The following is a 13,201-nucleotide window of genomic DNA, read 5'->3' on the forward strand; positions in this document are numbered from 1 at the left end:
CCGCGACGGCCGTACCCGGCCCGGGCGGCGTGTGGCACGATCGTGTCCGTGCCTGTTCTCATCATGGTCCTCGTCGCCGCCGCCGCGCTCGCCGTCCTCGTGGGCGTCGTCTACGTCGTGCTTGGCAAGGGCGGCCAGCTCGCCCGCTTCGAGGCCGACCACCCCCCGCTCGCCCTGCCCGAAGACCGGCCCGTCAAGGCGTTCGACCTGGGCCGCCTGATGCTGCCCCTGGCCATGTGGGGCTACCACGTGCGCGCCGTGGACGAGCTGCTGCTGCGCCTCACCGCCACGCTGCGCGAGCGCGAGGAGCGCATCGAGGACCTGGAGTGGCGCCTGTCGCGCCTGGACCCCTCCTACGTTCCGGCGGGCACCGGCCCGGTCCCCGGGGCGCACCTGCCCGGCGACGCCTACGCTCCCGAGCAGGGCGCGCGCGGCCCCGCCGCGGCCGGGAGCACCGCGGTCGCGGATCTCGGGAGCGGTGCCCTCCGGCCCGGAACCGCGACCGGACCGGCGGACCCCGCCGCCCGGGGCCTCGCGCCCGCGGGAGCCGAGGGGACCACCGCGCCCATGGGTGCCGCAGGGGCCACCGCGCCCACCGAGGTCATCGATGGCGTCGGGGCCGAGGACACCCCGGAGGTCGCGGACGAGCGGGGGGCCGGGGACGACGCGGAGAGCGCCGCGCGCTCAAAAGGTCCCGGGGACCCCGGGTCCCCACCGGGGCCAGAGTTCGGCGAAAGCTCCGAGTTCGACCGGCACCCCGGAACCGCCGCGGGTTCCGGGTCCGCGCCGGGCTCCGGGGAAGCGGAAAGCTCCGGCGGGACCGGTGAGCGCCCCGGTGCGACGGGAGGGTCCGGGGCCTCGGACGCCTCCCTGTCGCGCGGAGACGAGCGCTGACCCCGCACCCAAACCTGTGGCGCGGGTCACGTTTGGCGGTGCCGTCCTGACCTGGCCTTCGCCTTTTTCTATGTCGTGCATCACAGCTCCCGCGCTGTTGTAGGGCGAAACCTGCGGGTTCGGGTGCTCTATCCTCGGTCGCTGTATCCGCGTTCCCCCGCTCCGCCGGAGCGGGTGCATCACCGTTGAGGATGGCGAGGATGGACACAGCAGCCGAACTGGAGTCGGGAGCCGCCGACCGGCGCGAAGAGCCCGCTTCCTCCGTGACAGCCGCCTCCCCCGTGCAGCTGTCCCTGTGGCCGCCGCCCAGGTCGACCCGGCACAGCGGCAGGCGCCGCCGCCAGTTCACCGTTCTGGGCGCGGTCGCGCTGGCCGTCATCCTGATCGGCGGAGGGGCCACCGCGTGGGCCCTGCTGGCCGACGGCGAAGAGACCGCGCAGGAGGCCCTCGCCCCGGCGGAGGACTTCGTCGGAGCCTGGGCGGGCGAGATGGTCCAGGTGAACACCGAGGGCCAGCACGTCGCCGACTGGCACGCCGAGGTGCGGATCGAGGAGGGCGCCGAGCGCGGAAGCACCGCCTGGACGACCTTCGCCTGCTCGGGGACGCTCGTGCTGTCCGCTGGCGACAACGACCGGCGCGTCTACGCCTACACCGAGACCGCCGACCCCGAGGACCGCTGCGTCGACGAGGCCGAGCTGACCGTGTCGCCCGTCGCGGACGGCGGACTGAGGGCGGAGTGGTCCTCTGTCACCGATGAGGGCACCCGGATGACGTCGACGGGACCCCTGAGCTGATCCGGTCGTCCGGATCGCCGCCCGCCGCGGGCGCTGGTCCGGCCGCCGGGAGGCGGTACCGTTCCGGAGCCGTCCGACCGCGGTCCCTGGGGCGAAGAGTTCCCCACGGGGACGAAAGCCCACGTCGGAGATGTTGTTCAGGTGTAGCCGGACTGTCGGGTCCGGCCCGCCGCCTCCGGGCGGGGCTCGCACGGATCTCCGTGCGCACACCGGGTTTCGGCCAGTACCGATATAACCTTACTGACCGACGTTTCCTCGTTGGTGGAAACCGCCGGAGGCGGCCCGGCCGTCGACTGGCGCACACACGGGGGCCAACCTCCGAGATAATGGTCGAAGAGTGATTCACGTCCCTTAAGCCACACGGGCGCGAGTCACGCGGAACCGGCCTACGGCTCCGGAGCCGAGACGGGCCAAGCGGATCGGCGCCGGTGCTGTGGGTCGGCCCCGGTCACCCGCGAGGAACACCTAGAAAGGGGAATGGCATGGCGGCGATGAAGCCGAGGACCAGCGACGGGCCGATGGAGGTCACCAAGGAGGGTCGCGGCATCATCATGCGGGTCCCGCTGGAGGGGGGCGGACGCCTGGTCGTCGAGCTGACGCCGGCCGAGGCGACCGAACTCCGGGACGCGCTCAAGGGTGTCGTCGGCTAGGTCCGGCACCACGTTCTCCCTCCCCCACCCGGGCCGGAACGCCCGACGGCCCCCCGAGGTCGTAGACCCCCATGACAGCGAACGATTGTGAGCGGCCTGTGCCATTCGCCACGGAGATCCAGCCCCGTTCGGGGAGCCTCGCCGAATCCACCGCGGACCTGCTGGTCCTTCCCGTCCTCTCGGGAGACGGCGGACCCGCGGAGGTCGAAGGGGTCGCCGAGGGCGGCCTGACACAGGTGCTTCCGGCTCCGCTCACCGAGCTGTTCGCGCACTACTCGCTCACCGGGAAACCCGGTGAGCTGGCCCAGTTCCCGGTGCCCCGGGACCAGGGGCTGGTACGGCTGGCCCTTCTGGGGGTCGGTTCGGGTTCCCCCGACGACCTCCGGAAGGCCGGCGCAGCCCTGTCCCGGGCCGCCCGGGGAAGAGAGCGGGTCGCCCTGGCCTGGCCGGGGGCCGGCGCCGACGCCGCCACCGCCTTCGCCGAGGGCGCCCTCCTGGCCTCCTACACCTTCAGCCTCAAGACCGCCGAGCCCCCGGCGGACAAGCGCCCCGCCCCGGCGGTCGAGGTCGTGGACCCGGGCGCCGGGGACCTCGCCGACGCGCTGGAGCGCGGCACCCGGCTGGCCGCGGCCACCGCCCTGGCCCGCGACCTCATCAACACCCCGTCCCTGACGAAGGACCCCGCGTGGATGGCCGCGCGCGCCGGCGAGGTCGCCGCGGACGCCGGCCTGCAAGTGCGGGTCTGGGACGAGGCGGACTTGGAGCGCGACGGCTTCGGCGCGATCCTCGCCGTCGGCCGGGGGTCCTCGCGCCCCTCCCGGCTGGTCCAGCTCTCCTACACCCCCCAGAACCCCACCGCGCACGTGGTGCTGGTCGGCAAGGGCATCACCTTCGACACCGGCGGCCTCTCGCTCAAGCCCAACGACAACATGTCGCTGATGAAGACCGACATGAGCGGCTCGGCCGTCGTGCTCGCCGTGCTGTCCGCGCTGTCGGCCGTGGGCGCCTCGGTACGGGTGACAGGTCTGCTGGCCCTGGCCGAGAACGCCTTCGGCGGCGACGCCACCCGCATCGGCGACGTGCTCACCACCTACGGCGGCACGACCGTCGAGGTGCTCAACTCCGACGCCGAGGGCCGCCTGGTCCTGGCCGACGCCATGGGCTACGCGGTCGCCGAGCTGGCCCCGGACGTGCTCGTGGACGTGGCCACGCTCACCGGCGCGGCCAAGGTCGCGCTCGGCACCGGCACGGGCGCCCTCTACAGCACCGACGACGCGCTGGCCGCCGAGATCGAGACCGCGGGCCGGGCCTCCGGCGAGCCGCTGTGGCGGATGCCGCTGACCGAGGAGTACGCCGAGACCACCAAGTCCCGCGTGGCCGACCTGGCCAACATCGGCACCCGCCGCGAGTTCGGCCCGGCCGGAGCCACCGACGCGGCCCTGTTCCTGCGCGAGTTCACCGGCGGCGTGCCCTGGGCCCACCTGGACATCGCCGGTCCCGGCCGGTCGACCAAGGAGAGCGGCCTGCTCAGCAAGGGCGGCACCGCCTTCGCCACGCGCACGCTGTTGCGCTGGCTCGCCGGGCGCTAGACGGTGTTTTTCGGGCCTGCACTCCGCTTCGGTTCAAACAGCAGAACCTGGCTCCCCGCCGTGCAGGACGCGCTGGAACTCGTGCATGCGCTCCACCGGGCGAAAGCCCAGGCGCAGGTTGACCCGGCGCATGGGGGCGTTCCCCGGCGCGTTCCAGGTGCGGACCTGGACCCGCTCGGGGAACTCCGCGGCCAGCACCTCCAGGTTGCGCAGCTTCAGCGCCGAGCCCAGGCGGTTGCCCCGGTGCTCGGGCGCCACCAGGGTGTCCTCCTGATAGGCGGCGCCCTCCCCCTCGGGTAGGGCGAGCTCGCTGTACCCGGCCAGGCCGCCGGTGGCGGCCCGGGCCGCGCAGACCAGCGTGCGGTACCGCTGGGCGCGGCGGCGCTCCTCCTGGGCACGCACGCGCGCGGGGTCCCAGAGCCCCCGCTCGAAGGCCGTCTCCCCGAGCGGGACGTCGGCCTCCATCCGCGTGCGCAGCCGCGCGTAGTCTTCCAGCAGCTCCTCCGGGCACGAGTCCGTCCAGGTCAGCAGCTCGTAGCGGGATTCGAGGGCGAGCACGTCGGCGCCGACCTCCTCGCGCGTCCGCGCGGCCAGCGGAAGCCCCAGGACGTAGTAGTCCTCCTCGTGGACCACGCCGAACCCGAGCGCGAGCGCGAAGCGTGCGCCGGGCCAGTCCTCGAAGGACCGGCCGGAGGGCAGCTGGACCTCGGCCAGCGCGGTCGTGCGCCCCTCCTCGGCCATGACGCGTTCCGCGTGCTCCCACAGGCGCCTCCCGTGGCCGCGGCGCCGCGTCCGGACGGGCACGTTGACGTCGACCTCGGCCAGGTGCAGGTTGTCCCGGTCCCCGAACTCCAGTAGGAGCGCGCCCACCACCCCGCCGTCCTCCCCGTGGGCCGAGTAGGCCAGTGCCCGCCGCTCGCCCCCGCGTCCGCGCAGCACCGCGCGCAGGGAGTCCGGGTGGGGGAGCGGGACCACGCCGGGGTCGCGGTCGGTGAGCGAGGCCTCCCGCACGGCCGCGTACCAGGAGTCGAAGGCGGCGGGGTCCGCGCTGTCGACGCGGCTGATCACCGCTGGCGGGTTCCCTGGTGGATGGCGGCCAGCAGGCCCTCGCCCACCGGCATCAGCATGGGGATGAACTCCTCGCCCTCCCGCACGCGGCGGATCACCTCGCGCACGGCCGTCTCGCGGGGGTCGGGCACTCGCAGGGGCCCGTCCGGCTCGCTGGAGGCCACCATGGCGCCGTTGAACACCGCCATCCCGCCCGGGCGCAGCAGGCGCAGCGCCTCGTCCATGTACAGGGGGTAGGACACCGTGTCGGCGTCCACGAACACCAGGTCGTACCCGCCGTCGGTCAGCCTCGGCAGCACCTCCAGGGCCGTCCCGCGGATCAGCCGGGCCCGTCCGGGGCCGAAGCCGGCGCGGGCGTACGCCGAGCGCGCGTAGTCCTGGTAGGCGGCGTTGGCGTCCACCGTGGTCAGGATCCCGTCCGGGGTCATCCCCCGCAGCAGCCAGATCCCCGACACCCCGCACCCGGTGCCGATCTCCACCACGGAGCGGGCGCCGATGGAGGCGGCCAGGAAGCGCAGGGCCGTGCCCGTCGCCGCGTCCACCGGCGGGGCCGACGACCGGCTCCCCGCCTCGTAGGCGTCCGCCAGGGGCTCGTCCTCCATGGCGTCCTGCTCGAATCGGGACTGCTCGGCGCGGACCCAGGTGATCCGGGCCGCGGTCTCCTCCGGGCTGACGATAACGGCCTCCCACAGCGTTCACGTGTCTGGTGGGGCTCTGACCAGGGGGTGGTCACCCACCGTAGAATGTCGGTCGCGGCCAGGTCATGTCCCTGGCAAAAGACTAGCCTGAACCGGACCGAACTCCGAGCGTTGCGGCGGGAACTTAATCCACGTCCCCGGGCGTTGAAACGGGATGAACGTACGTTGATCGCCACGAAGCAAACTCCCCCCGACCAACCTGGCGGCGAATCGACGGGATGAAGGGAGCAGCGGTGCCAGAGTCCGGCCCTGCCGTGGAATTCGAGGCATGGGAACCCCCGAGCTGGGACGAGGTCGTGCGGACCCACTCTCCGCGCGTGTACCGGCTCGCCTACCGGCTGACCGGCAACAAGCACGACGCCGAGGACCTCACGCAGGAGGTCTTCATCCGGGTCTTCCGCTCGCTGGCCAACTACACCCCCGGCACCTTCGAGGGGTGGCTGCACCGCATCACCACCAACCTCTTCCTCGACATGGCCCGCCGCCGGGCCCGCATCCGCTTCGAGGGCCTGGCCGAGAACGCCGACGAGCGCCTGGAGGGCCGCGAGCCCTCCCCCGCGCAGCGTTACGACGACCGGCACTTCGACGCCGACATCCAGTCCGCCCTGGACGCGCTGCCCGCCGAGTTCCGCGCCCCGGTCGTCCTGTGCGACATCGAGGGGCTCTCCTACGAGGAGATCGCGGCGACGCTCGACGTCAAGCTCGGCACCGTCCGCAGCCGGATCCACCGGGGCCGCGCCCAGCTGCGCCGGGCCCTGGAGCACCGGCGGTCCCTGGCCGCCGACAACGAGGCGCGCAGCGGCGGAAACGTCATCAACGGGGAGGCGGAGTGAGTATGGACCACCTCGGAGAGCGGCTCTCCGCGCTCATCGACGGCGAGCTCGGACCGGTCGACCACGAGAGCGCCCTCATCCACCTGGCCAAGTGCGAGTCGTGCCGCTTCGAGGCCGACATGATGCGCCGCCTCAAGCGCCGCCTCAACGGCCTGTGCGAGCCCGAGCCCGACATGGACTTCATGGGGCGGCTCACCAGCCTGTCCCGCGACCACGGGTCCTCGGACCGGGGCCCCTCCGGCCCCTCCATCGGCGGAACCGGTTTCGGCAGCAGCCCGCCCCTGGGGTCCTCGCGCCCCCTGGGGGGCTTCCCCGGCGGCGCCCTGGCCGCCGCGCCCCCGGCCGCGGGGGCACGCCGCCCGCCGCGGGCGGCCCGGCCCCTCACGGCCGGAGCGCGCCGCGCCGCCCGAGCGCCGCCGCCGCGGCGACCGCCTCGCTCACCTGTTCCCGGCCTTCCCCGGCGGCCGCTACGCCGTCGCGGGCTTCGCCGTGGCCACGGCCCTGCTCGGCAGCGCGTTCGTGGCCGGGGGCGAGGCCGAGGAGACGCCCGTGGTCGAGCCACGTCTGGCCGACTACGCGGTCGAGCACGCGTTGACCAGCCGCAACATCCCGGTGCCCGACGCTCTGCCCACCGCCGCCGAAGCCCCCTACGGCCCCACCGAAACCACCCGGTGAGCGCGGAGGAACCCTCCTCCGCGCCCTCCGCCCCGGTCACGATCCTCGTCGTGGTACTGCTGTGCGCGCTGCTGCTCACGGCCGCCGCGCACCCCCACCCCACCGCCGTCCCGGCCGAGGGGGACGACGACGGGATGTCGGTGCTGCACCGCGCCGCCGCCGCGGAGGACGAGGTCGCCTACTCGGCCGTGCGCGAGATCACCGGACCGGAGGACGCGGAGGGCGGACAGCCCGCCGGGGGCGGCGCGCTGCGCGTGCGGGTGGTGAGCAGGCCCGGCGACGGCATCGCCCTGTCCCCCGTCGGAGACGAGGAGTCCGCCCTCGTGGTGGACGCCTCCTCGGCCCTGGAGTCGCTGGACGACCGCCTGCTCAGCATGCTCGGCGACACCTACGCCGTCTCGGACGCGGGCCCCACCCGCCTCGACGGCCGGGAGGCCCGCCTGGTGGAGGCCAGGCACGCCGACGGCACCGTCGCCGGGCGGTTCTGGGTGGACACCGCCACCGGCCTGCTCCTGGGAAGGACCGTCTACGGCGCCGGCGGCGAGCACGCGATCGGCTTCCGCCTCACCGGGCTCGAACTGGGGGAGGAGGACTGGCCGGAGGAGGCGCTCGGCGACTCCCCCTGGAGCGACGCCCTCACCCGGACCGAGCGCGAGGACCTGCGCGCCGAGGAGTGGCCCCTCCCGGAGTACCTGGCCTGGAACCTGCGGCTGGTCGACGCCCGGTCCACCGAGCACGGCGGGCACCGCGTGGTGCACGCCGTCTACTCGGACGGTCTGTCCCAGGTGTCGGTTTTCACCCAACGTGGGAAGCTGGACAGCAAGCATTCCCCCGCAGAACCGAACCGATACGCCGGAACCGGGGCGGGGGGAAGCGGCGTCACACCACAGCACGGCACGATCTTCGGCGGTGACGCGGGCCAGTACCAGAGCATGTGGCAGGCGAACGGCTTCGTCTACACGGTGCTAGCGGACGCCCCCGCGGGGCTGGCCTCGTCCGCCGTGACCGCGCTGCCCGGGCCGGGTTCGGGTTTCTGGGCCCGGGTGCACCGCGGTCTGTCCCGGCTGGGGTTCCTCTAAGGCCCCGGCCGGTCCCGTGCCGTCCCACAGCCGAGCGACTTACGGAGCAGGTCTTGAGCGAGGAAAACGGCCGCCCGGAACACGGGGGAGAGCCCGGCCGGGCGACCCCGCCGGGCGGTGGAACACCCCCCGAGCGCGCCGCGCCCGATCCGGCGAACGCGCCGGACCGAGCGCCCGCTGAGCGCCCCCGGTGGCCCGCCCGCGCGGAGCGCCCGCAGTGGCCCGACCGGCCGGAGCGCCCCCGGTGGCCCGCCCGGGCCGCCGGAACGCCGCCGACGCCCTCCCGCAACACCTCCGAGGAAGAGGGGGGCGACCCCGCGCCCCCGCCTCACTCCGGGTCGGCCCCGCGGCCCGGACAGGGAGTCCCCGGCGCGCAGGCCGCCCCCACCCCGCCTCCCGGCAGTGGAGACCCCATGAACCTTGACCCCGGACCGGGCGAGCAGCCCGGCACCCCCCGGCCCGACCATGTGACCGGAGGCTTCCCCGGTCTCGGCAATCCCTCCGGTCCCGCCGAATACACCCACCCCGGCAACCCCGCCAGCCCTGGTGACCCCTCGGGCCCCGCCGCCCACACCAGCTCCGCCAATCCCTCCGGTCCCGCCTACCCCGGTCCCGGCGGTCCCTCTGGTCCTGTCAGCCCCATGAACCCTGGCGCCCACCCCGGCAGCCCCATGAACCCCGGCGTTCCCTCGGCTCCCGGACAGTACACCGGTCCCACCGGCCAGTCGGCCGCCCACGGCGGCTACGCCGCGGCCTTCCAGGCGGGGCACGCCGCCCCCTCGGGGCAGCCCGGCGCCCCCGGTCCGGGCGTCCCGCCCCCCGGCGTCCCCGGACCCCACACGAGCGGCCACCACACCGCCCCGCGGCCCACCGCGCCCAAGCGTCCGCGGCGCGGCGTCCCGGTGTGGATGGTGCTGTCGGGCATGCTCGTCGTCGCGCTCATCGCCGGAGGCGCGGGCGGTGTCGCGGGCAACCTCCTCAACGGCTCCTCCGGCGGCGAGACCGCGCAGGAGGAGGGCCCGGTCATGAACGAGCCGCCGCCCGAGGCCCCCCAGCGCGACCCCGACACCATCGCCGGTGTGTCCCAGCGGGTCAGCCCGAGCGTCGTGTTCATCCGCAGCGCCGACCCCAGCGTCCCCAGCAGCGGCTCCGGGTTCGTCATCGACGGGAACTACGTGGTGACCAACGACCACGTCTCCGCCGGTCTGGAGGCGGACGGCATCGTCGTGGAGTACAGCGACGGCAGCCTCTCCGACGCCTCCGTGGTCGGCTCCGACCCCAGCTCCGACCTCGCGGTGCTGTCGCTGGCCGACCCGATCGACGTCGAGCCGCTCCAGTTCGGCGACTCCGAGCAGGTCATCGTCGGTGACGAGGTGATCGCCATCGGCGCGCCCCTGGGCTTCTCCGGAACCGTCACGCAGGGCATCATCAGCGCCGTCAACCGCCCGGTCAGCTCCGGAGAGGGCGAGAACGCCAGCCGCTTCTACGCGCTCCAGACCGACGCCGCCATCAACCCGGGCAACTCCGGCGGCCCGCTGGTGGACCTGGAGGGCCGGGTCATCGGCGTCAACTCGATGATCGTCACCATGGGCTACATGGGGGAGCCCACGGGCAACATCGGTCTGGGCTTCGCGATCCCGTCGGCGGAGGTCGAACGCGTCGTGAACCGACTCATCGAGTACGGCGAGACCAGCTACGCCGACATCGGGGCCGAGATCGACCTGGACAGCCCGGTCGCGGGCGCGGTCATCGCGGACGGAGGGGGCGCGGTGGAGAGCGGCGGCCCGGCCGACGCGGCGGGACTGGAGCCGGGCGACGTCATCCTGTCCCTGGACGGGCGCCCGGTGAACTCGGGCCAGGAGCTGCTCGCCATGCTGCGCAGCCGCAGCCCGGGCGACGAGGTCGAGGTCGAGTACGACCGCGACGGCCAGCGGGAGACCGCCACGGTCACGCTGGGCTCGTCGGACTGACCGGCCCGACGGGACCGGCTCCGGACACACGCGAGGCCCCCGAGCACGGAGCTCGGGGGCCTCGTCGCCGTTCAGGGCCGCGAGCCCCGCACGGAGCGCCGTCCGGGCGCCCGGACACGGACCCAAGCGGAGCGGAGGTCCGAAAACGCCGCCTAGCGGCCCGCCGGGGAGATGCCCAGCTGCATACCGGCCAGTCCGCGGGGCTTGCCGACCAGGGTGTCGGCGATCGAGGCGATCACCTTGCTGGCCTCGGCCTCGGGCTCGGTCAGCACCAGGGGCTTGCCCTCGTCGCCGCCCTCGCGCAGGCGGGTGTCCAGCGGCACCTGGCCCAGCAGCGGGATGTCGGTGCCCAGCGTCCGGGTGAGGGCGTCGGCGACCGTGCGGCCGCCGCCCTCGCCGAACAGGTGGACCGGCTCCCCGCCGTCCGGCGGCAGGTAGTACGACATGTTCTCGATCACGCCGGCGATCCGCTGGTGGGTCTGGGCGGTGATGGCGCCCGCGCGCTCGGCCACCTCGGCGGCGGCCTGCTGCGGGGTGGTCACCACGAGCAGCTCGGCGTTGGGCAGCAGCTGCGCCGTGGAGATGGCGATGTCTCCGGTGCCCGGGGGCAGGTCCATCAGCAGCACGTCCAGGTCGCCCCAGAACACGTCCGACAGGAACTGCTGGAGGGCGCGGTGCAGCATCGGGCCCCGCCACACCACCGGCTGGTTGCCCTGCGTGAACATGCCGACCGAGATGACCTTGATGTCATGCGCGGTGGGCGGCAGGATCATGTCCTCGACCTTGGTCGGGAAGTCCGACGCGCCGAGCATGCGGGGCACCGAGTGGCCGTAGATGTCGGCGTCCACGACGCCGACCTTGTGGCCCTGGGCGGCCATGGCCGCGGCCAGGTTCACGGTGACGGAGGACTTGCCGACACCGCCCTTGCCGGAGGCGACGGCGAAGACGCGGGTGAGCGAGTTCGGCTTGGCGAAGGGGATCTCCTTCTCCGCCTGGCCGCCGCGCAGCTTGGTCTGGAGTTCCTTGCGCTGCTCGTCGCTCATCACGTCGAGCTCGACGCGCACGGAGGTGACCCCGGCGACCTTGGTCACCGCGGCGGTCACGTCCTTCTCGATACGGCCCTTCATCGGGCATCCGGCCACCGTGAGGTAGACGCCGACGCTCACGGCACCGTCGTCGGCGACGTCGACGCTCTTGACCATGCCGAGATCGGTGATGGGGCGGTGGATCTCCGGGTCTTGCACCGTGGCCAGGGCTTTGTGCACCTGCTCGGTGGATGGTGTGGAGGACATGTGCTCAATCGTAGGTCAGCGGGACGGGACGGCGGCCTGCCGGATCGCTCCCGCGGGCCACCTGGTTCAACGAGGGCGCCGCGCCGCGCATTCCGCGCCCCGCGGGGCCGTGTCGCACACCGCCGCCGGGACGGCCCGGCGAGGGCGTCGCGCAAGGGGCGGGGGAGAAAGGTGTGAGGGATGTCGCGGAGGAGGAGGGAGTGGGGGAGGGCCTCGTCCGGCGCCGTGCGCACCACCCTGTGCGTGTCGTGACCAGGCGATAACGGCGTGGCCTTAACGCTGGCGATACATGCCCGGATAGTAGTCTCGGCCCACGATGGGAAATGTGCCGCCACCGCCTGGTTCGTCCTGGCCCGCCGCGCCCGAGGGGCCGGAGGGGCGGACAGCCGGGTCCTACACGCAGGAGCAGACCTGGGCGGATCCTCCCGGAGGGGGGAGGCTGACGCCGCCCGGGGGCTACGCCGTGGCCGCCGCCGATCCGGACGTGTGGGCCTGGCCGCCGCCGCGGCCGGTGCGCAGGAACCACTTCGCCCGCGCCGAACTCCCCGCGGACGAGTCCTACCACAGGCTGGGCCGCACGTCCCGCTTCCGCTGGTGGTTCACGCCGCTCACCCTGGCGGTCCTCGCGGTGCTGGTCTTCTTCCTGTGGATGGCCATCATCCTGTCGGTGACGATCGTGGCGATCGTCAACGGCAGCGGGCTGGCCCCGGACTCGGTCACCCTGAGCGTGATCGCCGAGATGGCCTTCGGGCTCCTGTCGTCGGCGCTGTTCATCCCCATCGTCATCTTCCTGGTCCGCGTCGTGCAGTGGCGCCGGATCGGCTCCCTGTTCTCGGTCGAGGGACGGCTGCGCCGGGGATGGCTGGCCCGCTGCACGGCGGTGGCGGTCGTCCCGGTCGCCCTGTGCGTCGTGGCCTTCCTGCCGCTGGCCGAACTCCTCCAGCCCGACCTGGTGCCCCGGGAGGCCTCCGGCGGAACCGAGGTGTTCGCCGCGGCGATGACCGCCATCGTGCTGCTGGTGCCGTTGCAGTCGGCGGCCGAGGAGCTGACCCTGCGCGGCCTGCTCATGCAGCTGGTGGGCGCGCTCGGCGCCCGTCCCGACGAGCGGCGCGGCCGGTCGGCGGTCTCGCGGGTCCTGCGCTCCCCGGGCCCGGCCATCCTGGCCAGCGGAACCCTGTTCGCGGCGCTGTACCTGGCCACGCACCCGGGCGACCCGTGGACGACCGCGGCGCTCGCGGTGATGGGGCTGGGGATGTCCTGGCTGACCTGGCGCACCGGCGGCCTGGAGGCGGCGATCAGCCTGCACGTGGTCAACAGCCTCGTGCAGTTCACGCTGTGCGTGTTCGAGGGCCGCATGGAGCAGATCGGCACGGGGGTCATGGTCGGCTCCGGCCTGCCCCTGGGCGCGGGCACGCCGCTGGTGCTGGTGCTGACCCTGATCCAGGTGGGGCTGTACGCGCTGGCCGTGGTGTGGCTGGCGGGCCGCCGCGGGGTGCGGCGCAGGAGCGCGGCCGCCGCCCGCTAGGGTCCGTCTTCTGGGCTGGTCCCAGCTTGTGGGGGTTGGTTCGGGCGCCCGCGGGGTTCTGGAGGTGGCGGAGGTGAGGCTGCGAGCAGGACCGCGCCGCAGGCGTCCGATGAGGGTGGTGGCGGGCGGCGGGT

At 73.9% G+C, this 13,201-nt stretch carries 11 protein-coding genes and 2 pseudogenes; 10 read left to right on the forward strand and 3 right to left on the reverse strand.

All coding sequences use genetic code 11. The features are described 5' to 3' along the window. Nucleotides 1-48 precede the first annotated feature (48 nt). From KGD83_RS05735 to KGD83_RS05750, 4 genes and pseudogenes are all read left to right on the forward strand, one after another. A pseudogene (locus KGD83_RS05735) lies at nucleotides 49-409 on the forward strand (hypothetical protein); the annotation flags it as partial. Nucleotides 410-1,094: 685 nt separating this feature from the next. Then, nucleotides 1,095-1,688, forward strand: coding sequence for a hypothetical protein (locus KGD83_RS05740; RefSeq protein WP_212642861.1), 594 nt, complete (start codon nucleotides 1,095-1,097; stop codon nucleotides 1,686-1,688). Nucleotides 1,689-2,170: 482 nt separating this feature from the next. Next, the gene (locus tag KGD83_RS05745) at nucleotides 2,171-2,338 is read left to right on the forward strand and encodes a DUF3117 domain-containing protein (RefSeq protein ID WP_013154899.1); all 168 of its coding nucleotides are present in this window, start codon (nucleotides 2,171-2,173) and stop codon (nucleotides 2,336-2,338) included. Nucleotides 2,339-2,436: 98 nt separating this feature from the next. Further along, nucleotides 2,437-3,927 (forward strand): leucyl aminopeptidase, encoded by a 1,491-nt coding sequence (locus KGD83_RS05750; RefSeq protein WP_212642862.1) that lies wholly within the window; start codon nucleotides 2,437-2,439, stop codon nucleotides 3,925-3,927. A gap of 33 nt (nucleotides 3,928-3,960) precedes the next feature. Here the strand turns inward: KGD83_RS05750 and KGD83_RS05755 are convergent, their stop codons facing one another. Next, complete coding sequence (locus KGD83_RS05755; RefSeq protein WP_212642863.1) at nucleotides 3,961-4,995, reverse strand: GNAT family N-acetyltransferase; 1,035 nt, start codon at nucleotides 4,993-4,995, stop codon at nucleotides 3,961-3,963. Next, nucleotides 4,992-5,597, reverse strand: a complete 606-nt coding sequence (locus tag KGD83_RS05760) for an O-methyltransferase (RefSeq protein WP_212642864.1) — start codon at nucleotides 5,595-5,597, stop codon at nucleotides 4,992-4,994. Before KGD83_RS05760 ends, KGD83_RS05755 begins: the two co-directional genes overlap by 4 nt. A gap of 314 nt (nucleotides 5,598-5,911) precedes the next feature. On the opposite strand from KGD83_RS05760, the gene sigE reads away from it, so the two are divergent. The 5 genes and pseudogenes from sigE (at nucleotide 5,912) to KGD83_RS05780 (ending at nucleotide 10,250) form a co-directional block, all read left to right on the forward strand. Further along, nucleotides 5,912-6,526 (forward strand): RNA polymerase sigma factor SigE, encoded by a 615-nt coding sequence (gene sigE, locus KGD83_RS05765; RefSeq protein ID WP_165435966.1) that lies wholly within the window; start codon nucleotides 5,912-5,914, stop codon nucleotides 6,524-6,526. Nucleotides 6,527-6,528: 2 nt separating this feature from the next. Continuing rightward, nucleotides 6,529-6,591, forward strand: a pseudogene (locus KGD83_RS28460) (hypothetical protein); the annotation flags it as partial. Nucleotides 6,592-7,015: 424 nt separating this feature from the next. Continuing rightward, nucleotides 7,016-7,201, forward strand: coding sequence for a hypothetical protein (locus KGD83_RS28465; RefSeq protein WP_249352523.1), 186 nt, complete (start codon nucleotides 7,016-7,018; stop codon nucleotides 7,199-7,201). Next, nucleotides 7,198-8,280, forward strand: a complete 1,083-nt coding sequence (locus KGD83_RS05775) for a LolA-like protein (protein ID WP_212642865.1) — start codon at nucleotides 7,198-7,200, stop codon at nucleotides 8,278-8,280. Before KGD83_RS28465 ends, KGD83_RS05775 begins: the two co-directional genes overlap by 4 nt. 671 nt (nucleotides 8,281-8,951) lie before the next feature. Next, nucleotides 8,952-10,250 (forward strand): S1C family serine protease, encoded by a 1,299-nt coding sequence (locus KGD83_RS05780; protein WP_212644283.1) that lies wholly within the window; start codon nucleotides 8,952-8,954, stop codon nucleotides 10,248-10,250. 152 nt (nucleotides 10,251-10,402) lie between these two features. Here the strand turns inward: KGD83_RS05780 and KGD83_RS05785 are convergent, their stop codons facing one another. Further along, the gene (locus KGD83_RS05785; RefSeq protein WP_212642866.1) at nucleotides 10,403-11,542 is read right to left on the reverse strand and encodes an Mrp/NBP35 family ATP-binding protein; all 1,140 of its coding nucleotides are present in this window, start codon (nucleotides 11,540-11,542) and stop codon (nucleotides 10,403-10,405) included. 463 nt (nucleotides 11,543-12,005) lie between these two features. On the opposite strand from KGD83_RS05785, the gene KGD83_RS05790 reads away from it, so the two are divergent. Next, nucleotides 12,006-13,067 carry a CPBP family intramembrane glutamic endopeptidase gene (locus KGD83_RS05790; RefSeq protein ID WP_212644284.1) on the forward strand — a complete coding sequence of 354 codons (1,062 nt, stop codon included), beginning with the start codon at nucleotides 12,006-12,008 and terminating at the stop codon, nucleotides 13,065-13,067. Nucleotides 13,068-13,201 lie beyond the last annotated feature (134 nt).

The organism is Nocardiopsis akebiae (assembly GCF_018316795.1).
GTDB lineage: Bacteria > Actinomycetota > Actinomycetes > Streptosporangiales > Streptosporangiaceae > Nocardiopsis > Nocardiopsis dassonvillei.